Below are 22,582 nucleotides of genomic sequence, written 5' to 3'. Positions count from 1 at the left end.
AAAATATACGTCCCATAGATATTCTTTCCGCTTCATTCAACGTTATACAGTAGCCTTCCAAATAACTTATCCATTATCAGCAGTTACATGCTTTATCAGAAAATCAGATTTACCAATTCGGAAAAATCAACATTTTTCCACGTTCTCAGGCAGAGAGTTGACCACCATTTTGCAGCTAACAATTTATGCAAATCTGGCGGACAAAAAATCCTGTCTAAAGCTGCCTTTATGCTGGCCCTGTACCTCATTCCCTACACCCTGATACTGAGCTTCAATTTACCCGGCTGGGCAATGCTGCTACTTGCGGTGACCATGGGCTGGGGCATCGCGGGAGTGGGCATGTCGGTCATGCACGATGCGATACATGGCTCACTGGCGACTTCTAAAGTTCTCAATAAAATAATGGGAGGATCCATATATCTGCTGGGAGGCAATGTCTATAACTGGGAAGTGCAACACAACCGGCTGCATCATACTTATACCAATATTCATGAAGTTGACGAGGATATCACCGGTAAATTTTTACTGCGATTATCCTTCCAGGAAAAAAAGAAGTTTATTCACCGCTTTCAGCACATCTACGCCTTCTTTCTGTATAGCCTGATGACCTTTTCTTTTTTGTGGAAAGATTTTAAGGAGATCAGCTTGTTCAACAAAATGGCTGAATCAGGTCTTACAAAACGTTATCCCAGAAAGGAACTCATCCGGCTCGTGGCAACCAAACTGGCCTACCTTGTTTTCATCTGTGTGATTCCGCTCTTATTAACCTCGTTATCATTTGGACAGTGGCTACTGGGTTTTTTGGCCATGCATTGCACGGCTGGTATGATCCTCAGCACTGTGTTTCAGATGGCACACGTGGTGGAAGGTACCGAGCAGCCTGAGCCCGACACATCAGGCTGTATCGAAAACGCATGGGCTGTCCACCAGTTGCAGACTACGTCCAATTTTGCAGGAAAAAACAGGTTCCTATCCTGGTATATAGGCGGCTTGGATTATCAGATCGAACATCATTTATTCCCGTCCATTTCACATATACATTACCGTTCACTTTCCCCCATTGTGAGAGAAACGGCACTTGAATACGGGCTTCAATATAACGCCAAGAGAAATTTCTTCAGGGCGCTGGGGTCCCATGTAAGAATGCTGAAAAGTATGGGAACTGAAACACACGCCATCGAATCGGTTATTGTGTAACCATTCATTTCAGTGCCTATTTCACCAACTGACTGGAAAGATTTTAGCTAAATAAACACCGAATATATCCACCATTGATCTTATCCCGTGTTTGATCAGCTATTACCTGACCGTAGCCCCAGCAACAGACATTATTCCTTAATATATGTTTTCATCAAAGGTGATGCAGCCTGATCAGGTATATTCCTGCCGAAAAGTCTGTTAAGATTATTTGCTACGTGTCAGAGTGAATCCTGACTGTCTTCATGACGACCCATGACTGGTTTTGACAATAAACAGCTTTAGATGGGATGAAATATGCATTTTCCATAAATGTACATTCCACTGAACCCCTTCCAAATTTTCGGTATCAAAAAACGTCCTAAGCGTGGGTTTCCTCCTCCAGCTCGCTGTCGTGTGCGATCCGCTCGATCATTTTCATTTTTTCATAATCCTTATTCCGGGAAAGGAAGGTATACATGGCAGGAATGACATACAAGGTCAGTACGAGCGAGAACAACAGTCCACCCATAATCACAATACCCATGGACATACGACTTTTCCCTGCGGAACCTAAGGCCATAGCGATGGGTAACGCGCCCAGGATGGTTGCCAGGCTCGTCATCAGGATCGGTCTGAAACGTAAGGTGGCGGCTTCCAGAGCTGCTTCCTGGATACTCCTTCCCTGCTCCCTCAACTGATTGGCAAACTCGACGATCAGGATACCATTTTTAGTTACCAGGCCAATCAGCATGATCATCCCTATCTGGCTGAAAATATTAAGGGTCTGATCAAAAAACCAAAGTGAAAATACAGCCCCGCCAATCGCCAGTGGTACCGTGATCATAATAATAAACGGATCAATAAAGCTTTCAAACTGTGCCGCCAGGATGAAATAAATCAAAACCAGCGCCAGGAAAAACGAGAACATGGTGTTAGAGGAACTTTCGGCATAGTCACGCGATGAGCCGCTCAGGGCGGTCTGAATGGTTTCGTCGTTCAGTTTGTCCCGTATTCTGTCCATCGCCGCTATACCATCGCCGATGGTTTTGCCCGGTGCCAGCGCCGCCTGCACGGTGGCACTCATGTAACGGTTGTAATGGAAAAGTTGCGGTGGACTGCTTTCTTCCATGGCCTTTACAATATTGTCCAGCTGCACAATGGCTCCGGTATTTGTTTTCACATACATGCTTTTCAGATCCAGCGGCTCGTCCCGATTGGCTCTGTCGTACTGCCCGATCACCTGATACTGGCGACCGTTCATGGTGAAATATCCGAAACGCTGTCCGGCAAAGGCGAGCTGCATCGTTTGTGCTACATCCTGAACCGATACTCCCAAAGACTTGGCTTTTTCGCGATCAATACTAATCTGGAGTTCCGGCTTGCTGAATTTCAGATTGACATCCGTAATAGCAAAGGTCGGATCATTGGACACTTCTTCCATAAACTTTGGAAGATAGGACCTCAATTTTTCAAAATCAGGAGCCTGAATCACGTACTGAACCGGCAAGCCTCCACGTGAATCAACAGAAATGGTTTGCTGCTGTACCACAAACGACTTGGCATCAGGCATTTGTTTTAATTTCTTATTGATATAATCGGCTATTTCCTGCTGCGTTTCCTTTCTTTCCATTTTATCAATCAGGGCCACCCTTCCCGTGCCCGTATTGGCTGCTCCGAGGCCGGAGTTACCCGGGGACGTGATCATCATCAGCCCTTTCCGCCCTGGCATGGAATCCATCATCATCTGGCTCACAGCCTTGACGTAATTATCCGTAAATTCAAACGAGGAACCTTCCGGGGCTGTCATGTTGATCCTGAACCAGTTCCTGTCGTCCAGCGGTGCAAGCTCAGACTGCAAACCCTTACCAAAGAAATAAATCATTCCGCAGGTAATGGCAATAAGCGGAATAGATACCCAGCGTATCTTCAGGAAATCCGCAAGCGCTTTGTGATAGTTATTTGTTACCCGCTCGTAGAAAGGCTCCGTCTTTTCGTAAAACCAGCTCTTTTTATGTGTCTTTCTCACCAGATACGCGTTCAGCATGGGCGTTAGCGTCAGCGATACAAAAGCAGAGATCAGTACAGCAGCCGAAATCACGATACCAAACTCCCGGAACAGTTTTCCTACGAAACCTTCCATGAAAATCACCGGCAGGAACACGGAGGCCAGGGTAATGGAGGTCGACAATACTGCAAAAATAATCTCATTAGCTCCTTTGATCGCCGCCTCAATAGGACTCATGCCTTCTTCTATCTTTTTAAAGATATTCTCCGTGACCACAATCCCATCATCCACAACGAGCCCCGTAGCCAGTACAATCGCGAGCAAGGTGAGTACATTAATAGAAAAACCCATTACATACATCACAAAAAACGTCCCGATTAATGAAACCGGGATATCAATCAGCGGACGGAAAGCAATAAGCCAGTCACGAAAGAAAAGATAGATGATTATAACCACCAGCACAATGGCAATCAGCAACGTTTCTCCTACCTCCTCAATTGAGCGTTTTACAAAAATGGTATTATCAATGAGAGTTTCCAGCTGATAATCCTTGGGCAGCTCCTTTTTGATAGCGGTCATCCGCTTGTTGACTTCCTCGGCAATGTTGATATAATTGGCTCCCGGCATGGGTGAAATGGCCAGCCCGATCATGGGCACATTGTCCAGGCGCAGTATTGTTTCTTCATTTTCGGGCCCGAGCTGGGCAAATCCGATATCCTTTAGATGGATCGTCTGGGTACTGGAATTCTTAATGATCAGTTCATTGAAATCTTCTTCGGTACGAAACCGGCCCACCGTTTTCACAATAAGCTCGGTGTTGTTTCCGGCCAGTTTCCCGCTTGGCAATTCAACGTTTTCTTTATCCAGCGCCGCTTTTACATCTTGTGTCGTGATCCCGAGCGCAGTCATTTTGATGGGATCCATCCAAATCCTCATGGCATATTTCTTCTGCCCGAATATCCTGATCTCACTTACGCCCTCAATGGTCTGCAATCTCTGGGCAATCACATTTTCGGCATAATCACTTACCTCGAGATGTGAGCGGGTATCACTTTTAAAAGTAAGGACAATAATGGGTTCCGAGTTGGCATCCGCTTTGGCTACAACGGGGGGGCCGTCTATATCCAGCGGTAAAGTTCTGGATGCCGATCCCACCTTGTCTCTGACATCATTGGCGGCACGTTCCATGTCCACGCCAATATCAAACTCTACGGTGATCTGGCTGGCCCCCTGGCTGCTCACGGAGCTGATGGACTTAATCCCCTCTATACTATTCAGCTGTTTTTCAAGAGGTTCTGTAATCTGCGACTCAATAATATCCGCGTTGGCACCGGTATAACTCGTCCGGATGGATACCACCGGGGGATCGATGGAGGGGAATTCTCGCATTCCCAGAAACTTGTATCCCAAAAAACCGAACAATATGATGAGCAAGTTCATCACAATGGCCAGGACAGGACGTTTTATTGATAAGGTTGATATACTCATTTTTAAGCGGGTGGTTAGCTTAGAGTAACTGTTTTTTTGATAGGACCGGAATTCCCAAAAAGCCAGAGGTATCCCAGTTTCAGTTGACTTTAACGGGGGTATCTGCTTTAATGGCAATAATACCGGACGTGATCAGCGAGTCACCCGACTTCAGGCCGTCTATGATCTGGATTTTGGTGTCGGTTCTCAAACCGGTAGTGACCATCGCTTCCTGAGCTTTGCCATTTCTGACCAAGTATACCTTTTTACCTTTCAAAACCGGAACAATAGCTTCAGTAGGTATCATGATCGCATTCTTATTGGCTGCAAGATTTACCTGCACCTTCACAAACATACCCGGAACAAACCTGCCCGCCGGATTCTGAGCCACTGCCCGTATCCTTAAGGTCCTGAGTGTTTCATCGACTTTGGGGTCCAGTGCCACTACCTTCGCCGTATAGGTTCCGCCATCTCCATCCATGTTAAATTTGATCAGGCTGCCTACATGAATATCCGCGGCATATTTTTCAGGAACCGTGAAGTCAATCTTTACGGGATTGCTCTGCACAATGGTAACGATGGAGGTTCCGGGAGCCAGATAAGCACCCTCGCTAATATTCTTGAGTCCTATTTTTCCGCTGAAAGGTGCCCTTATTTCCGTCTTTTCCAGTTGCGATTCAATGACTTCTTTTTCAGCATCCAGTACCCTGATGTCGTTGGTGGTTACATCGTAATCCTGCAAATTGATTGCCTCCACATTCAGCAGTTTTTTCTGCCGCCCTTCAATCCTGCGTGCCAGATCCTGGTTATATTCCACTTTCTGCAGCTGTGCTTTCAAGTCGCGGTCGTTTATTTTTGCAATCAGTTGTCCCTTTGATATGACAGAACCCTCCCTTATGTTAAGCTTGATCAGCCTTCCGGATATTTCAGCTTTCAGGTCCACCTCTTCATTCGGCAGCACCGTTCCGGAAGCAAATATTTCATTCTCAATGGATTCACGCCCAATCACATACACATTCACAGGCACCGCTCCACCAGACCTTCCCGCACTTTTACTTCCACCCTTTCCACTCTCAGAAGACTCCTTCCCTGGTTTTGAGAAAATAAACAGCTTCCCCAGCACCAACGCAATTATGATTCCACCAATCAACAAAACTGTACGCATGACATAAAAAAGGGTTCAGTACTATTAGTTTTTTAAAATTTTATATTTTATAATTCAGGATAATTAAAGGTAATATATAAAGTACAAAGTGTAAACTCCCTATTTATACTTTGCCGTAACCACCTTTCTGCGTTATATTATTGTTATCCGGCAAAGCTTGCTCCTGGTATAAAAACGAATAAGTTATGCCAAACATTACCGATTCCGACAATCAGTGCGTTTTCTAAAAAATTACCGATACACTCATTCAACAAACTGCCATGAAATCGTTTTTTCTGCTGCTGGTGATTTTAGCTCTCAACAGCATTTTTGCTATGAAGACTCAAAGCCAGAATACGGACCCCTACTCTGCTCATTGGAAAAAAATGGAGGAGCACCTGAAAAAAGGATTGCCCCAATCTGCATTGGAAGAAGTCCGCCAGATATATCAGCTGGCAAAAAAAGACAAACAGGAAACACAACTGATCAAGGCTGTGCTGTACCTGATCGACCTTCAGAATGAAACCCGGGAAGACAACCTGCCTGAGGGTATCAAACAGCTCGAAACCGAAATATCACTGAACAGCGAACCCGCCAGATCCATCCTGACCAGCTTGCTGGCAAAGAAATATTTTTACTATTATCAGACCATTCGCTGGCAGGTTTATCAAAGAACTGAAACATCTAACTTTACAAAAGATGATGTCAGCACCTGGACCACGGAAGATTTCCACGATAAAATAGCGGAACTGTATCTGCAGTCTATTGCTCAGGAGGAGTTGTTAAAAAGAACTTCCCTCGACCGTTACAACCCGATACTGATCACCGGAAACACCAGAAGCCTCAGGCCTACCCTGTATGACCTGCTGGCCCACGAAGCTTTGCAATACTTCTCCTCGGACGAACGGAATGTAAAAAAACCTGCCTACGCATTTGAGATCAATACGGCTTCTGCCTATGATCCGGCGGCCGATTTTATCCACAGGAAATTTGAAACCAGAGATACCACCGCACTGGAATACCATGCGCTGATATTATATCAGAAATTAATTGCCTTCCATATCAACGACCCCAAGCCTGATGCCCTGATCGATGTTGATCTTTTACGTCTGCAATATGTAAGGCAAAAATCTGTGCTGTCCTCTTCGGACCAGGTTTATTACCAGGCCATCAATCATGTGGCAGATCAGTACCAGAACACGCCAGCTGCTGCCCAGGCCTGGTATCTGTTAGCAGCCTGGCACGACCTGCTTGGTAATGAGTACCAGGCCGGACAGGATTCTGCCAACCGATACGAAAAAGTCAGAGCGGCTGAAATCTGTGAAAAAATAATTCGGGAAAATCCGCAAACCGAAGGCGGAGTAAGTGCTTATAACCTGTTGAGGAGTATACGCCAGAAATTTCTTCAGTTTTCTGCGGAAAATGTAAACATCCCTGAAAAACCATTTCTGATCAGGGTTGAATTTAAAAATTGCGAAAAATTATATTTCCGTCTGGTAAAATCTCCCGATCACGTGAAAATCAGCCCGGGCAGAAATGGCACTGGGACTTATTGGGACGGCCTTTTGGCCCTTACTCCATTCAAAACCTGGGACCAGCGTCTGCCTGATACCCATGATTACCAGCAGCACAGTGCCGAATTAAAAATAGACGGCTTGCCTGTGGGGGCATATATCCTCATAACCGGTACAGACCCGAATTTTAAGGACCCCAAAACCTTGCTTGGCGCCAGACAGTTATACGTCTCCGGCATCAGTTATGTACAGAACAAAAATGATTTTTTTGTTTTAAACCGGGATACCGGACAACCATTACCGCATGCGCAGGTAAAATTATGGGAAAGTGTATACGATTATTCCGGACAGGGCTACACCCCGCAAAGGAACAGCACCTACACCACCGATGCAAACGGACATTTCAAAAGACAGCCTGCCATTAAGCTTGCCGAAAATCTGATCATTCTGCCGGAAATCACTTTTAAAAACGATCAGCTTTTTTTACAATATCCTGTTCAAACCTACTACCGGGATCAGGGAAACAGGTTGCCCGATGAAACCATATACCTCTTTGCAGACCGTAGTCTATACCGTCCCGGCCAGACCGTTTACTACAAAGGAATTGCCCGTAAAGGAGATGGTGTCTTAACCGATCGATCCCAGGAGCTAAACGTTCAGCTGTTCAACGCTAACAGCGAATCCATTGAAACAGTATCCAAAACAGTTAATGAATACGGCAGCTTCTCAGGTTCATTCAGGCTACCGCAGGGATCACTCAATGGCCGGTTTTACATCATGGTGAACAACAGATACCAGGTTGACTTCCATGTGGAGGAATACAAAAGGCCCAAATTCGCCGTAACATTTGACACGCTCCGAAGTTCCTACAAAGTAAATGATACCATCCGGGTTTCCGGAAAGGCAATGGCTTATGCCGGAAATGCTATCGGAGGAGCAAAAGTTGTTTACCGGATCATCAGGAACCCTCGCTTCATATATCCCTGGTTATCAAAACGCTGGTGGCAACCCCCTTCTTCTCCACTGGAGATTACACATGGTGAAATCCTCACCGACGATGATGGGAAATTTGCCGTTTCGTTTGAGGCCCTTCCCGATCTTAAGGTCAGTAAGAAGCTTGATCCCGTTTTTGACTATAAGCTATTCGTGGATATTACGGATACCAACGGCGAAACCCGGAGCGGGGAAATGACGGTGTCGGCCGGCTACAAATCCCTTGTTCTGAAAGTAGATACGCCCGAATCCCTTCCCGCCGACAGCCTGACAACCCTGGCGATCCGAACGGAAAATATGAACGGACAATTCGTAGCTGCGGATGTTAATGTAAAAATATCCAGACTGATTCCTGAAAGCAGGCTCATCCGGAAACGTTATTGGCAACGGCCCGATATGTTTGTGATGACCAAAGCCGAATTTATCACGAGCTTTCCGCACGATGAATATAACGACGAAACCGACCCGGAAAACTGGCCCACGGCAGGCATTGTCTTCGAAAAAACGGGGACATCAACGCAAGGCAAAAAGTTTGAAATCAATGCTGGATTTCAGGCTGGGTTTTACAAAATAGAGGTCACGGGCAAAGATAGGTCTGGAGACGAAATCAGAGATATACGATATATTGAGCTGACAGACCCTGCCGCTAAACGGCTCAACAGACCGCAATACATATGGGCCGAAGGCAGCCAGCCCATTGAGCCTGGTGAAAAAACAAGTGTTAAGATAGCCTCGTCGGCTGATCATCTGTTTATAATACACAAGACAGATAAACCCGGAGGCTCGGTTTCCCCTTATACCTTCCTTACCCTGAGCAATGAGAAACGCTCCTTTGATTTTTCGGCAAGGGAAACCGACAGAGGCGGATATGCCGTGAACTATATTTTTGTAAAACACAACCGCATATACCAATATACTGAGATGATAACGGTTCCATGGACCAACAAGGATCTCAGCATCGAATACCTCACCTTCCGGGACAAAACGCTGCCTGGAAGTACAGAGAAATGGAAAATAAAAATTACGGGTTATCAAAAGGAAAAGATAGCCGCAGAAATGCTGGCCAGTATGTACGACGCCTCATTGGACCAGTTTTACCCGCATCAATGGCAGAAACCGTATGTTTGGCAGCAGGCCTACACTTTTTCTAACTGGAACAGTTCACAAAGTTTTGCCTTTGACAACGCCATGATCCGGTATACCTCTGGCGTGGATGACCACAAATCATTCAGTAAAAGTTATGATACCTTCATCAGAAATGGCGTTTACACGTCGCCTGGCTGGATTACTGTTCGAGGAAAATCAACGGTAGAACGCAGAGCACTGTCTGCATCCGTAGATGAAATTGCATTTAACGCTGCTCCGCAGGCACTGAATGAAGTGGTGAAGGTAGGGTACGGTGTAAAAAAGGATCTGATTACCCCGGAAGGATTACCGACAGTACAAAATACAGAAAAGCCGGCGGGTAATTCCGTCCGTAAAAATTTCAATGAAACCGCTTTTTTCATGCCTGATCTTGTCACGAACAAGCAGGGAGATATCGAATTTTCTTTCACGATGCCCGAGGCACTCACACGCTGGAAATTTCAGGCGCTGGTACATACTCCGAAACTGGCATTGGGATATAGTACCAAAGAAATCGTCACCCAGAAAGAGCTGATGGTACAGCCTAATGTTCCCCGGTTCTTACGTGAGGGAGACCGGATCACTTTTCCGGCGAAAGTAGTGAACCTCACCGACCAGGAACTGAAAGGGACTGTTTCTCTTCAGTTGATTGATTATGAAAGTAATGGAACCGTGGATGTGCTGTTTCAAAATACTGTTCCTTCTAAACCTTTTACCGTTCCGGCTGGGCAAAGTATTTTGGTACAGTTTCCGTTGTCGGTTCCGCAGGGTTTTACCAAGGTCATAGGCTTACGGGTGGTTGCAAAGGCCGGGAACAGGGCTGATGGAGAAGAAAACATTGTCCCCGTGCTTTCTAACAGGATGCTCGTAACCGAAAGCCTGCCGCTGCATATCCGGGGAAATGGAAGCAAAGATTTCAAACTTCAGAAACTTATAAACGCTGGCAACTCCGGAACGCTGAAGAGCCAGTCGCTCACTGTGGAATATACCAGTAATCCTTCCTGGCTTGCGGTTCAGGCGCTGCCTTACCTGATGGAGTATCCCTATGACTGTGCCGAACAAACCTGGAACCGTTACTATGCTAATTCCATGGCGGCGAAGATTGTCGGCAGTTCACCTAAAATTGCCCGGGTATTTGCATCCTGGCAAAAAACTGATACCACAGCCCTGCTAAGTGCTCTTCATAAAAATCAGGAGCTGAAATCGGTCCTGCTGGAAGAAACACCATGGGTACTGGCAGCCAAAACAGAAACGGAGCAGAAAAAGAATATCGCTCTGCTGTTTGACCTCGTCCGTATGAATAATGAACTTAGCAATGCATACGACAAGCTCAGGCAGATGCAAAATTCAGAAGGCGCATTTGTCTGGTTTAAAGGCGGCCCGTCTGACCGTTATATGACACAGTATATCCTTACCGGAATCGGGCATTTACGCAAGACGTCATCGGTGCAAAAAAACCAGGAAGATTATCTCAGTGCTATCGTGCAAGCGGCCTTACGTTATCTTGACAAAAAAATAAAAGCGGATTATGACAAACTCATCCATGATCGGGCTGACCTGAAAACTTATATTCCGGGAGCGTCAGCACTTCAGTATCTCTACATGCGCAGCTTTTATCCGGATGATAAGGTCCCGTCCGAATCACAAAAGGCCTTCCGTTATTTCACAGAACGGGCAGGACTCACCTGGACCTTCCAGTCAAAGTATGGCCAGGGGCTTATTGCGCTGGCCCTGCACCGGACCGGAAACAAAGCAGTTTCGGAGGCAATACTCCGGTCGTTGAAAGAAACTGCCATTTATCACGACGAACTGGGCATGTACTGGAAAACCACCCAACGTGGCTGGCGATGGGACGAGGCACCCATTGAACGACAGGCGCTGCTGATAGAAGCGTTTCAGGAGATTAGCAACGATAATAAAACGGTGGATGACTTAAAAACCTGGCTCTTGAAAAACAAACAAACCAATAACTGGGAAAGTACCAAAGCTACTGCCGAAGCCTGTTACGCCCTGTTACTTAAGGGAACCGACTGGCTTGCCGAAGAAAAAACGACGACGATAAAACTCGGGGATACGGAAATAAGCACCGAAAATGACCGGTCAGAAGCGGGAACCGGTTATTTTAAAAAGACCATTGATGCTGATCATATAAAAGCTGAAATGGGGAATATCCAAATCATCAACAAAGGTGGGGCGGCTACCGCTGGTACGCCAACTTGGGGCGCTATTTACTGGCAGTATTTTGAAGATCTGGATAAAATTACCTTTTCCGAAACTCCGCTGAAAATTTCGAAAAAACTGTTTGTCGAAAAAAACACAGATACAGGCCCCCTGCTTACCCCGGTAAATGAAGGCGATATACTTCGTGTAGGTGATAAAATAAAAGTCAGGATCGAACTACGCGCTGACCGGGATATGGAATACGTTCACCTGAAAGATATGCGTGCTTCCGCGCTTGAGCCTGTCAATGTATTGAGCGGATTTAAATGGCAGGGTGGCCTGGGTTACTACGAAAGTACCAAAGACGCCAGTACAAATTTCTTCTTCGGTTCACTTGTAAAAGGGACCTATGTCTTTGAATATCCACTGTTTGTTTCACACGCAGGAGATTTCAGTAACGGTATCACCACCATTCAATGTATGTATGCCCCCGAATTTACAGCCCATAGTGAAGGCCTGAAAATTAAAGTAACTACCGGGGAATAAATATGTTAGCGAATCCCGGCGAAGATTGTTACCTTGGAATTGAATATTCCGGCGAAATAATTTACCCTGGGTTTAGTGTTACTATTCTCAATAATACTGTCAGAAACATATAAAATAACACAACGACTTTCCAAGTATTCGGGTGAGATACCGGACTCAGGTAATGGAACAAACAGCTTTAAAAATATTATCAACCCGGCTTCTGGAAGAATACTGCAGCAAAATAACGCATGAACATCTACAGGGTTATGAACAGCTGGAAGACAGCGCATTGTCTGCCGGAACATTCAGTTTCTGTACCTCCTCAGCAGCCGTTTTCTCGTCCCGGCTGGAAGGTGAAAACATTGATCTGGATGCCTATGTGAGCCATAAGCGGGATGGCCATCAGTTCCTGCTGGATTACGTGCGGAAAGTAGACGATATATACAATGCCTACCAGTTTACCCGTACGGTATCATGTAATGAAAATAACCTTGCGCTGGTTCATCAGATTCTTACCATGAACATTCTTCCGTATCACAGACGGGGAAAAATAAGATCTGTAAGCTCCGATTTTTATTCACCAAGGGAAGAAATCACCTATTCTGCCGCCCCTTCTTTTATAGTGAAAGATGAGCTCTGGAAGTTTTACCACGACCTCAAATACCTGACAACTAAACAATTGACCATACAGGAAACATTTTTCTTTGCCTCAATGCTTCACCTGGTATTTGTAAAAATTTATCCTTTTGACGATGCCAATGGCAGAATTTCACGGCTGATTGAAAAATGGTTTCTATCCGAAAAAATAGGTGAAAAAGCTTGGCTGATTGAGTCTGAAAAAAACTATTACTTCAATACGGAATCTTACTATACCAATATCGGGCTACTGGGGTCCGATTATGATACCCTTGATTATTCCAAAGCACTTCCGTTCCTCCTGATGTTGCCTCAGTCTCTCATTGGGCAAAAATAAAGTTAAAGATATAACCTGGAATACCCCGCACACTGATTTTCCCTATAACTTTATGGCAACAAATTACTTACAAAAATGAACATCGAGGTTAGCGAATACTTAAAAAAACTTCCGGAATGGCAGATCGCCGTGTGCAACTCACTTCGTAACCTGGTGCACGAAACCATTCCCGATGTTACCGAAAGAATGCAGTATGGCAAGCCGCATTATCTTAAAAATGGTCATTATGCAGCTGTGATTTCGGTTGCTAAAGATAAGGTTTCATTCATGCTATTTCATGCTGCAGAACTGAGTGAAATCAAAGGGTTTTTCAAGTCAACATCCACGCCCGACAGGAAAACAGCAACCATTACCAATGGCCAGCAGGTGGATTATACTTTGCTGGCAGGCCTGCTTGCACAAGCCTCGGCAAGTTTGTAATAGCGAAGCAGGTAAAATACCGTTTTGGTATGACAAATTATCCCAGCCTCCTGATGCTGGGACTTCTCTTCCTTTTCCCCTTCTGGAGGTCTCCCTTCTTGCCGTAAAATCACCCGTTAATGCCTTTTGCTAACCTGTTTACCGTTCAATAAATGGATTACGGCACCCGTTGGCGGATTGCCTACCTTGTGGCTGAAATCAGAGTAAAAGGTATCTGTTGAGCCTGAACATTTCAGATGATCCCAGCTTTCAGCAAAGCAGTTTTCCGGATTTATTTTTTACCGAATTCCAGCTAAAATTCCTGAGACAAGGATATCTGTCTCCTAAATCTAAACCATATCAACAATCCATGTTAAGTGTATTTGATATAACATCACTCGTGTTAATTGCCGGTACCGTACTGGCAAATCCTTCTTCAAAACCTTCAGTATCTATGACCAGCCACCCGGGTATTGAAAGCTCCGCCTATTCCGAAACTGTCGACTGCGGAAGTGTAACACAGTTAGATATTTTCAGGAGAGCTAGGTTGTATCTTTTACAATCATCACCAGACGACAAACTCCTTCTCAATGACAAGGAAATGGGCGATTTGGTAAGCAGCGGACTAATATCTATGGTACTTCCCCGTACAGAAAGTTCTGCCGGGGGCATATACTCCGTTAGCTACGTATTGACTATTGAGTGCGCTAACCGAAAATACCGCGCTACAATAGCAAAGATAGAAGTCTTACAAAGCACAAGTACCAGATCTGTTCCCGCAGCACTTTTCAAGCTTCAGACCGAACAGGATACAAAGCAATTTCATACCGAGCTGGACATGAAGCTCAAAGCACGACTGGAAGATCTGAAGCTGAGGGTGAAGGAATATAAAAATTTCTAGATGAGCATATAAAAAAGTACTCAAAGCTTAGATCAAATTTCTGATCTCTCTCCTGATACCACTGCGTTATGAACAATCTGATCAAAGCAACTTTTTACGTTTTGGTGGGAATTAATCTGCTCATTGTCATTGCATACTCTATTCTGGCCTTGAAAGATATATTTTTCCCAACCCCGTCTATTCGGAGAGCCGAAGCCTACGTACTTCTTGTTGGTTGCTTTGTAGCACTGGCATCCCTGGGCTGTTCCTATTATTACTCGCTGATACAGAACAAAGTGATGGTGGGTTTCGCATTTGTGATTTGTTCGTATGTGGTATGGCCCGTTGCCCTCATTATAAGTCTCTTTTTTTTCAGTAAAGGCCCTTGGCATTGATATGACAACCAGAACAAATTTTTCCGGAGGTGACCTCTTCATCATGCTGTTTTTTGTAATAGGACTTACGCTATGCAGCGCTGCCTATTACTTTTATCAAAAGGGAAGGTATCTGATTGATCATGGCATCAAAGTAAAAGGATTGGTGATCGGGATGCACCGCATACAGAGATACGAATATCCGGTGGCTCCCTCTATCCGGTTTATGACGCGTGAGGGCAAAGAACGCGTCTGGCATAGCTCAGAAGGCAGAAACCCGCCTCAGTTTGAGGTCGGGCAGGAAGTAGTTCTCCATTATAATCCTAACGATCCAGACGAAGTACAGCTGGAAAATGACTACCTGCTGGTATATGTTTTTGGTGGAATAGGGTCGGTTTCCCTTCTGCTTTCCGTTTGGGAGATCGGAGGGGCGATCAGAGCTCTCTGGGGGTGGCTTTTTGGAAGTCCGTAAGTTCAGGGCCTATCTTCTCTCAAAATTAGTTTTAAACAACGGTGCCCTGCTCTGGCTTGCCTCGTTTCAGAAGAGGCGGTCCAGAGCAGGTATCTCGATTGAATTCAAAAGCAGCCTATATATGGTGGGCCAGTTGTATTTTTTTGATTGCCCTGGCAAATGCCTCCATATCTTCCTTTTCTCCCAGCATAGCATGCTGAAGAATCCAGACGGCGTCGGTATTGCAGGCCTGCTCAGCCACGGGAAGAAAAACACTGTTATAATCCGCCGTTTCCGGAATGGCATAACACATGAAGTTCTTGTTCTGAAAAAGAGGCTGTTTGTAGAGCGGATGCGGGTATCCCCTGAAACTTGGTACACCTTCCGCCGCCAGCATTTCAGCAAACTGATTTTTGGAGAGCCCCCCGAACCTGGAAGCATCATATTTAAAAATATAGATATGATAACAATGCATTGTGATAGCTTCCGTCCGCTCCAGTGGCGAAATTCCTTCTATATCTTTCAGTAATTCATTCAGATAAAGTCCATTTTCGTTCCGGCGCTTCGTCTGTTCTTCCAGCCTCTCCAATTGTTTGGAAAGCAGCGCCGCCTGCATTTGCGTGATGCGGTAGTTACAGCCTGGGTTATAGTGATCGTACCACTGGCCGCCCTCAATCCTGCCCACATTGCGCAACGAATGCATCATGGCGTACAGCTCGTCGTCATCTGTAATAACAATCCCTCCTTCCCCGGAAGTCAGGTTTTTGGAAGATTGAAAACTGAAACTTCCCACATCTCCGATAGACCCCAGTTTTTTCCCTTTGTACTCAGCACCATGCGCATGGGCTGCATCTTCAATCACACGCAGATTGTGTTTTTTAGCTATGGCCAGAATGGCCTCCATATCGCAGGCAAGGCCCCCAAAATGAACGGGAATAATGGCCCTGGTGCGCGGCGTGATCGCTGCCTCAATTTTGGATGGATCCATGTTATACGTTTCTGGATGGATATCCACAAAAACGGGTACACAGTTACACTCAATAACCGAAGAAGCTGTTGTGATGAAGGTGTACGGCGGCACGATCACCTCATCACCAGGTTTTACACCGCAGGCAATCAGCGCCAGCCTGAGAGATACCGAACCGTTTACACAGGTGATGGCATACTTGCTGCCGCAGTAAGCAGCAAACTCTTTTTCGAATTTCTCCACCAGGTCTCCGCAATCCGGATTCCCCCATTTACCGCTGGCTACTACCTCTGTTACTGCCTGTATTTCAGAATTGTCGTAGACAGGCCAGGAAAAATCTCTGGTTACCTCTTTCGGGCCGCCGTGCAGTGCTAATGGATTACTCATGAAGTAGTTATGCGTTTAAATTTAATGTCAGAAAGATAAGCCAAACAGACGAATGATCATTCATCAACATATCCAATTTCCCGTATTACGGTTGGGCACTGTTTTCGGGCTATCGGTAATGGGCAAATCAGCGGCCCATTGCGAACGGTATCTCCACAACCCAACCCTCTTCAGTAGCCCTTTCTTTATCAAAAACCGTATTATCACGGAACCGGTCTTTCTGGCTATGCAAACAGCCGGATCCGGAAGTGATTTCCCGTACCCCATCCTCTTCAGATTTTAACGTAACATGAACCGACAATTATTATACACCTTACTTATTGCAGGCATGTCATTGGCTACTGCCTGGGCCATTCGCGGACAATTTGGCCATGAACAGGGAGCGGCCTGGGCGGGCGGGGTTGGCGGCCTGGCCATTGTACTCCTTGCAAAACGTGCCGACTGGTATGCCAAGGTATTCCAGTTAACACTTGCTTCGGCGGCTGGCTGGGGAATAGGAGGTATCATCAGTTATGGAATTGTGGTAGGGTACGGACGGGGTTCCGACTTTGGAAATGTGTATTACGGACTTTCCATGCTATTTGTAATTGGCGGATTATTTGGCCTGATAGGTGGTGGCTTGTTTGGCCTTACACTTTCAGATACCAAAGAGAATCCGGTAAAATGGCCTTCCCTGATCGTTGAAATGGCCATTGGTGCCTTTATTTTTTATTACCTGCTGATAGAAGAATTGCACTGGCTCATGACACCGCCACGCTCCGAAGCCTGGGCTGGCTGCCTCGGAATGACCGTTGCAATGTTTTGGTATATGATCAGAAACAGGCATTACAGCGCAATCAGGCTGGCCGTTTTTGCCGGTTTTGGTGGCGGTTTCGGATTTGCTTTCGGGAATTTCCTGCAGGTGATGGGAGGCGTTTCGGGCATCAAATTCAACTTTTGGAATGTGATGGAGTACTCCATCGGCTTCTTTGGTGGAATAGGTATGGCCTACGGTACCTTCACTTCCGAGTGGCCCCGTACGGATGAAACGATCAACAGGAATAAATTCCTCGCTCCGCTGATTATTATCATACTTATTATCCCATTCATCGTCTGGGAGCAGTCACTCGGCACCGAACGTTTGATGGATGTGGTCAAAGGAATTGATCCGATCACCGACGGAACAGGTATTACACGCAACATTCAGTGGATCGCTCTGATCTCCATCCTGCTGCTCACCGGGTACTGGATCTATTACTTTTATTTCAGGAGCAAAGAAAACATCATTACCATAGGGTATCAGGACATTTACAAACTCTTCCTGTTACACCTCGGCCAATATGCATTTTTCAGCCTGCTCATTACCTGTGCATTCATGAGCACTTACCGCCCTGAGCAGTATCTGTATCTTGTAAACCTGGCGCTGATCGCCTGGCTGATTGGCAAACCCCAGCCTGCATTCACCAGCAGAGGCCTTAATGTGAGCCGGTGGGCCATTAACTTCATTTTTATACTGGCGGTTATCGCGTTGCTTACAGCGGTGGCCGTGAGCAGCCATGGAGAACTCAAGGGTGCTCAGATCAGGTTCTGATGCTTTGACATTCTGCTGCAGGGTCTTAGGGATAGCTTTACCTCCTGTTCGTGAAAAACATGAACAGAAAATTTTCGTATGAGTTTGGGTGAGATACCGAAAATCGGTAAATCATTACAGCAAAGTATGAAATTCGAGTCAGGCCCCCAAAACAGAATAATCATCCCGCCCCTCCAACCAAATCCCTCTTATGGGTGTCATCTTTGCGCTACTACATACTCAAATTTGTCACGCATGAAAACTCTGCCCTTTATCCTGCTAATCCTTCTATTTGCTGGCTGTAAAGAAGAAAATTATGTGTATAAAACATTTTCCCTTGCCGGATTCCAATTGGAAGCACGTTCTAACTGGCATGAATTCCAATTACAGGGAATAGATTCCAAAGTAGGCGGTATTACCAACGGAAAAGATAAACTCACATACGATCTTGGATGGTACTCCTATGCATTCCAAAATGAAACGCAAGAAACACACATCAAAATAAACACGACGGTTAACGGAAAGGATGCGCTCATTGTGAGGCCAATCAGGGCCGGAAAGGGCATTATAGGAATTTACATCAGGGTTGACAGCCTAACAGGATTGAGCATGTACGGAACCAGCAAAAATGAGGATGAGATTCTCAAAATATTCAACTCCATCAAGATTTTATAAGTACCCTTTTTACATTTTGTCAGCACCCATCTGCCTTGCGCTGCTGATGGATGATGTCCGGGATTTACAGACCTATTAGCGAAGCCCGTTTGATCAACAATACCCGGATTTCCAAAGCCGCCGCTACCCGGGCGGTTTTTTTGATTTTAAATTTTTTCCAAATGTTGTTTTTAAGTTGTATACAATTTAATTTTGCACAATTAAAACAAGAACCATGGAATACCTTAAACTATCCAATCAGCTGTGTTTTCCGTTGTACGCTTTGTCGAGGAAAATCACCGGCCAGTATCTTCCGCTGCTTGAAAAAATAGGGCTGACATACCCTCAGTACCTGGTGATGCTCGTTTTATGGGAAGAAAACTCCCTTTCGGTGAAGGAATTAGGAAACAGACTTATGCTGGATTCCGGCACACTTTCTCCTTTGTTAAAAAAACTGGAAGACCGGGAGCTGGTTACCCGCACCCGGCTCAAACAAGATGAACGGGTGGTCATTATCGCACTGACAGAATCCGGAGAAGCATTAAAGGAACGGGCCGTTACTATACCGGAGCAAATCAAATGCAGCCTGCAGCTTTCTGGCCAGGAGCTGGAACAGTTACGCTCTCTGGCAGTTGGTATCCTGGACAAACTAAACAACCTTGAATTGATACGTAGTAATTAAAAGTTAAAACTAAAAACAAAATGATCACAGCATTGTATACCGCCAAAGCAACGGCAAACGGAGGAAGAAATGGCAAAGTAGTTTCATCCGACGGCGTTTTGGATCTGGAAGTAAGAATCCCCAAAGAAATGGGCGGCGCAGGCGGCGCATATACCAACCCTGAACAACTTTTTGCCGCTGGTTACGCTGCATGTTTTGACAGCGCCCTTTCACATGTTATCAGAGCCGCGAAGGTGAAAACCGGCACCACTTCGGTAACTGCCCAGGTGGGAATTGGTAAAAATGATGCCGACGGTTTCGGTCTCGTCGTTACCCTGGAAGCCAATGTACCAGGTGTTGAGCAGTCTGTTGCCGAAGCGTTGGTTGCCAAAGCACATACCGTCTGCCCCTATTCCAATGCCACCCGAGGTAATGTGGATGTAACGCTGAAGGTAACTAATGCGGATAACTGAGAGGTCTTGTGAGGATGTCTCAAATCTGAATGAGGCATCTTCCTTTAGGTAGTTAGCCAACCGCAGACGAGTACTTTCTACCTAAGATATTAGACGGGAACCCGGCCGGGCCAATTATTCCAACAAACTCCGAAGGCCGAAAATAAGTATACAATGAAGTTTGTAAAAAAAGGTTTAGTGATAGGAAGTATTTTCCTGCTGATTGTATTTTTCGCATGGTCATTTTTAATGCGCAACACTGTTCGACTAGATGTTGATAACTGTGAATCAGCGGGTTATCAGTCGTTAAATCGCATCCACGACATGTTTAACCAAGATTGGCTTAGCCACTCCTATGGGGAGGCAATTACCTATAGCGGTGACCAGCGCTGCCTTTTTATTAATTACAACAGAACACATGAAATTCTGAGTTTTGGCTCTGATCCGACCAGCGGATGGATCCGCCACAGTCGGCTTAGCCAACAGCAATTTGATTCCCTGGCTGCGCAGCGGATCACTACTGACAGTTTAACAAAGCTGATGTTTTCATTTCCCAGCATAGATACGGGTCCAGAAATCCCAACCAGGCTAATGGACTTTAACCCGCTCTAGTGAGGCATGCCTCTGTGCTCAATCCGCAGATAACACAAAGCGGGCCTGCATCCTATAACAAGACACAGGCTCGCTTTTTTGAAATCTTATTTTTTGATCACAAGCTCATCCTTCACCTTACCTTCCGGATCGTAGCATTTATAGGATAGCGTATTTCCGTTGATGGATATATGCTGGTACAACGGGCCATCAGGGTATCTCACAACGGCATAATCTTCTTCTGGCCATTCATCCTGTTTGCCGGGAATACTGATAGACATAGTATAAATAGTACCCTTGGACGGATCGCTCACCGCCTTTTTATTAAACATCGGTTTGGTGCGCAGGTAATAATGCATGTGCCCGTTCATGACCATATCTACATGGTATTTGTCAAACAATGTGCCCCATTCTTTCATAATCTCATCATAGGGCTCCACAAAATTATAAGGAGGAAAATGGAACATAACAAATTTCCACGTGGCGGTAGTGTTTTTCAATTTTTCTTCAATCCATGCTGTTTGGGCGGGAACCGGTAAAGTGGCATCGATCATCAGGTAAAGTGCATTTCCATAGGTAAAAGAGTAGGTCATCTCCCTGGGCAAACCGGCAGGCCCGTTTTCCGGAAAGCTGAACATCTCCTGATACATCCAGGCACCCAGCCCATCCTGGCTGTCGTGGTTACCCGGCACGGGCATCAGCGGTTTGTAATTAAATACATTTCCAGAATTTTTCCACAGTTCATCCCATTCGTTACGGTGCAGTCCCGTACTGACCAGATCTCCAGCAATGGAGAAAAAAGCCGTCTCCGGATGCCTTTTAAAAGCCTTTTGTGCCATATCACCCCAAATAGGAGAATAATGCGTATCACCAAACCATATAAAAGTAAATGGTTCCTGACTCGCCGGCTCAGTCTTGAAAGTGGCAATACCCGACCATCCGCCTGTTTTAGACCCCACTTTATACTGATACAAAACGCCCGGTTGCAGACCTGTTACTTTTGCTGTAAACCTGTGCACATATCTGTCGTTCTGAAGCAGCCTGTCCTCCATTTTATAAACTCTAGCGTCCTTTGTTAAGGTATCCTTTGTTTGGGGTTGCCAGTATTTTATCACACCCTCAGCAACAGCTGTGCTGGTCCGCCACTGTATATCCACAGATGTTTTGGGGTCTCCGCTCCAGGTCTGCAGGATCTGGTCAGGTACAGCAGACGATGGCGTATTTGTTTTCCTGAATGCCTGCACCAGGTGAGCCTCACGTGCCCGGCCCCTCACGGTTGTAAAAAGTACCTGGCCGTTCAGGCTTTCTGGTACCTCTGTCAGTATTAGGCTATCCCAGTCATGATACGTAAAAGCTCCCACTTTCATGGTTATCTGATTATACTGGGTAGGAAACACATTGGTAATCTTGAGGGAATCCGTTTGTTTTTGAGGAGCTACACTGATGAAGTACACCTCCCGGTGTTTATCAAATCCGTTGATACCGAGACCTACTTTTCCGCTGTCAAAGTTTTTCTGCCATACTTCATAGGTATACTCTTCATTTTTGACGATCATATCAGTCTTCTTAAAACCGCTTTCCGCTATCCAGAAGGGGATTACCTTTTGATCAATATGCCGCATCAGAGATACCGTCACTGGGACGTTGGTTTCAAAGGACAGAAACTTTGTGGCAAGAATATCCTTGTCTTCCCCGCTCAGAGATTGAAGGATATAATTCTCTCTGAGCGTATCTAGCTGCTCCGGCTTGAGTTCGGCGTAAAATTTTGTTACTGCTTCGTCTATTACATTTTTGACAGATCTGTCGGAAGTATCTTTTGAAGATTTACAGCCCGGCATCATCATCAATATCAAAGCTGCAAACAGGAGTGTTTTCAATAATTTCATTGCATTGATTCTTAAATGGATATGGTAAATTTCTGTAACCTAAAACCAAAAACGAAGCGCTCTCGGCCTATTGGCATTGTATATTACTGTAATCCGCGGGGAAAGTACCGCTTTGTCGTTTCTCAAAAATATTCTGTGTAGGAGAATCTCTTCGCGCTCAACAAAAGATTAATCACTATTTTCCAGGTAAGCCGTTTTAGATTAAGGGAGAGAATTGAGAAAAACGGTCTGTAAAAAGAAACC

At 45.5% G+C, this 22,582-nt stretch carries 16 protein-coding genes; 12 read left to right on the top strand and 4 right to left on the bottom strand.

Features of this window, described 5'->3' with window-relative positions; translation table 11 throughout:
- Window positions 1-87 precede the first annotated feature (87 nt).
- Window positions 88-1,197, top strand: coding sequence for a fatty acid desaturase family protein (locus tag KOE27_RS01755; RefSeq protein WP_215237145.1), 1,110 nt, complete (start codon window positions 88-90; stop codon window positions 1,195-1,197).
- A 361-nt stretch (window positions 1,198-1,558) separates the two neighbouring features.
- Here KOE27_RS01755 and KOE27_RS01750 read toward each other — a convergent pair whose 3' ends face one another.
- Both KOE27_RS01750 and KOE27_RS01745 read right to left on the bottom strand, forming a co-directional pair.
- Window positions 1,559-4,672 (bottom strand): efflux RND transporter permease subunit, encoded by a 3,114-nt coding sequence (locus KOE27_RS01750; RefSeq protein WP_215237144.1) that lies wholly within the window; start codon window positions 4,670-4,672, stop codon window positions 1,559-1,561.
- 79 nt (window positions 4,673-4,751) lie between these two features.
- The gene (locus KOE27_RS01745; protein WP_215237143.1) at window positions 4,752-5,816 is read right to left on the bottom strand and encodes an efflux RND transporter periplasmic adaptor subunit; all 1,065 of its coding nucleotides are present in this window, start codon (window positions 5,814-5,816) and stop codon (window positions 4,752-4,754) included.
- Between the two features lie 260 nt (window positions 5,817-6,076).
- On the opposite strand from KOE27_RS01745, the gene KOE27_RS01740 reads away from it, so the two are divergent.
- From KOE27_RS01740 to KOE27_RS01715, 6 genes are all read left to right on the top strand, one after another.
- The gene (locus tag KOE27_RS01740; protein ID WP_215237142.1) at window positions 6,077-12,133 is read left to right on the top strand and encodes an alpha-2-macroglobulin family protein; all 6,057 of its coding nucleotides are present in this window, start codon (window positions 6,077-6,079) and stop codon (window positions 12,131-12,133) included.
- A 163-nt stretch (window positions 12,134-12,296) separates the two neighbouring features.
- Window positions 12,297-13,088, top strand: coding sequence for a Fic family protein (locus tag KOE27_RS01735; RefSeq protein WP_215237141.1), 792 nt, complete (start codon window positions 12,297-12,299; stop codon window positions 13,086-13,088).
- 75 nt (window positions 13,089-13,163) lie between these two features.
- Window positions 13,164-13,508: a DUF1801 domain-containing protein gene (locus tag KOE27_RS01730; RefSeq protein WP_215237140.1), complete on the top strand. Its 345-nt coding sequence runs from the start codon at window positions 13,164-13,166 to the stop codon at window positions 13,506-13,508.
- Window positions 13,509-13,857: 349 nt separating this feature from the next.
- Window positions 13,858-14,388 carry a DUF4468 domain-containing protein gene (locus KOE27_RS01725; RefSeq protein ID WP_215237139.1) on the top strand — a complete coding sequence of 177 codons (531 nt, stop codon included), beginning with the start codon at window positions 13,858-13,860 and terminating at the stop codon, window positions 14,386-14,388.
- 68 nt (window positions 14,389-14,456) lie between these two features.
- Window positions 14,457-14,762 carry a hypothetical protein gene (locus tag KOE27_RS01720; RefSeq protein ID WP_215237138.1) on the top strand — a complete coding sequence of 102 codons (306 nt, stop codon included), beginning with the start codon at window positions 14,457-14,459 and terminating at the stop codon, window positions 14,760-14,762.
- 1 nt (window position 14,763) lies between these two features.
- Window positions 14,764-15,213 (top strand): DUF3592 domain-containing protein, encoded by a 450-nt coding sequence (locus KOE27_RS01715; RefSeq protein WP_215237137.1) that lies wholly within the window; start codon window positions 14,764-14,766, stop codon window positions 15,211-15,213.
- A 115-nt stretch (window positions 15,214-15,328) separates the two neighbouring features.
- On the opposite strand, the gene KOE27_RS01710 is transcribed toward KOE27_RS01715, so the two are convergent.
- Entirely contained in the window at window positions 15,329-16,546 is a 1,218-nt protein-coding gene (locus KOE27_RS01710) for a DegT/DnrJ/EryC1/StrS family aminotransferase (RefSeq protein ID WP_215237136.1), read from the bottom strand.
- Between the two features lie 289 nt (window positions 16,547-16,835).
- Between KOE27_RS01710 and KOE27_RS01705 the strand changes: the two genes are divergently transcribed.
- From KOE27_RS01705 to KOE27_RS01685, 5 genes are all read left to right on the top strand, one after another.
- Window positions 16,836-18,116 (top strand): hypothetical protein, encoded by a 1,281-nt coding sequence (locus tag KOE27_RS01705; protein ID WP_215237135.1) that lies wholly within the window; start codon window positions 16,836-16,838, stop codon window positions 18,114-18,116.
- A 234-nt stretch (window positions 18,117-18,350) separates the two neighbouring features.
- The gene (locus tag KOE27_RS01700) at window positions 18,351-18,770 is read left to right on the top strand and encodes a hypothetical protein (RefSeq protein ID WP_215237134.1); all 420 of its coding nucleotides are present in this window, start codon (window positions 18,351-18,353) and stop codon (window positions 18,768-18,770) included.
- 214 nt (window positions 18,771-18,984) lie between these two features.
- A complete protein-coding gene (locus KOE27_RS01695; protein ID WP_215237133.1) occupies window positions 18,985-19,431 on the top strand; it encodes a MarR family winged helix-turn-helix transcriptional regulator in 447 nt (148 codons plus the stop codon).
- Window positions 19,432-19,451: 20 nt separating this feature from the next.
- A complete protein-coding gene (locus KOE27_RS01690) occupies window positions 19,452-19,883 on the top strand; it encodes an organic hydroperoxide resistance protein (protein ID WP_215237132.1) in 432 nt (143 codons plus the stop codon).
- Window positions 19,884-20,036: 153 nt separating this feature from the next.
- On the top strand, window positions 20,037-20,474 hold the full coding sequence (locus tag KOE27_RS01685; RefSeq protein WP_215237131.1) for a hypothetical protein: 438 nt from the start codon (window positions 20,037-20,039) through the stop codon (window positions 20,472-20,474).
- Between the two features lie 86 nt (window positions 20,475-20,560).
- Here the strand turns inward: KOE27_RS01685 and KOE27_RS01680 are convergent, their stop codons facing one another.
- Window positions 20,561-22,339: a purple acid phosphatase family protein gene (locus KOE27_RS01680; RefSeq protein WP_215237130.1), complete on the bottom strand. Its 1,779-nt coding sequence runs from the start codon at window positions 22,337-22,339 to the stop codon at window positions 20,561-20,563.
- Window positions 22,340-22,582: the final 243 nt, after the last annotated feature.

The organism is Dyadobacter sp. CECT 9275 (genome assembly GCF_907164905.1).
Lineage (GTDB): Bacteria > Bacteroidota > Bacteroidia > Cytophagales > Spirosomataceae > Dyadobacter > Dyadobacter helix.
Note: the sequence above shows the minus strand (reverse complement) of the source record. Positions and strands in the feature narration are given on the sequence as shown.

Coding starts and splice junctions, on each gene's coding strand:
- KOE27_RS01720 (WP_215237138.1), top strand. CDS start 14,457: ATGAACAATCTGATCAAAGCAACTTTTTACGTTTTGGTGGGAATTAAT.
- KOE27_RS01735 (WP_215237141.1), top strand. CDS start 12,297: ATGGAACAAACAGCTTTAAAAATATTATCAACCCGGCTTCTGGAAGAA.
- KOE27_RS01755 (WP_215237145.1), top strand. CDS start 88: ATGCTTTATCAGAAAATCAGATTTACCAATTCGGAAAAATCAACATTT.
- KOE27_RS01715 (WP_215237137.1), top strand. CDS start 14,764: ATGACAACCAGAACAAATTTTTCCGGAGGTGACCTCTTCATCATGCTG.
- KOE27_RS01685 (WP_215237131.1), top strand. CDS start 20,037: ATGAAGTTTGTAAAAAAAGGTTTAGTGATAGGAAGTATTTTCCTGCTG.
- KOE27_RS01745 (WP_215237143.1), bottom strand. CDS start 5,816: ATGCGTACAGTTTTGTTGATTGGTGGAATCATAATTGCGTTGGTGCTG.
- KOE27_RS01710 (WP_215237136.1), bottom strand. CDS start 16,546: ATGAGTAATCCATTAGCACTGCACGGCGGCCCGAAAGAGGTAACCAGA.
- KOE27_RS01700 (WP_215237134.1), top strand. CDS start 18,351: ATGAAAACTCTGCCCTTTATCCTGCTAATCCTTCTATTTGCTGGCTGT.
- KOE27_RS01705 (WP_215237135.1), top strand. CDS start 16,836: ATGAACCGACAATTATTATACACCTTACTTATTGCAGGCATGTCATTG.
- KOE27_RS01695 (WP_215237133.1), top strand. CDS start 18,985: ATGGAATACCTTAAACTATCCAATCAGCTGTGTTTTCCGTTGTACGCT.
- KOE27_RS01690 (WP_215237132.1), top strand. CDS start 19,452: ATGATCACAGCATTGTATACCGCCAAAGCAACGGCAAACGGAGGAAGA.
- KOE27_RS01730 (WP_215237140.1), top strand. CDS start 13,164: ATGAACATCGAGGTTAGCGAATACTTAAAAAAACTTCCGGAATGGCAG.
- KOE27_RS01680 (WP_215237130.1), bottom strand. CDS start 22,339: ATGAAATTATTGAAAACACTCCTGTTTGCAGCTTTGATATTGATGATG.
- KOE27_RS01750 (WP_215237144.1), bottom strand. CDS start 4,672: ATGAGTATATCAACCTTATCAATAAAACGTCCTGTCCTGGCCATTGTG.
- KOE27_RS01740 (WP_215237142.1), top strand. CDS start 6,077: ATGAAATCGTTTTTTCTGCTGCTGGTGATTTTAGCTCTCAACAGCATT.
- KOE27_RS01725 (WP_215237139.1), top strand. CDS start 13,858: ATGTTAAGTGTATTTGATATAACATCACTCGTGTTAATTGCCGGTACC.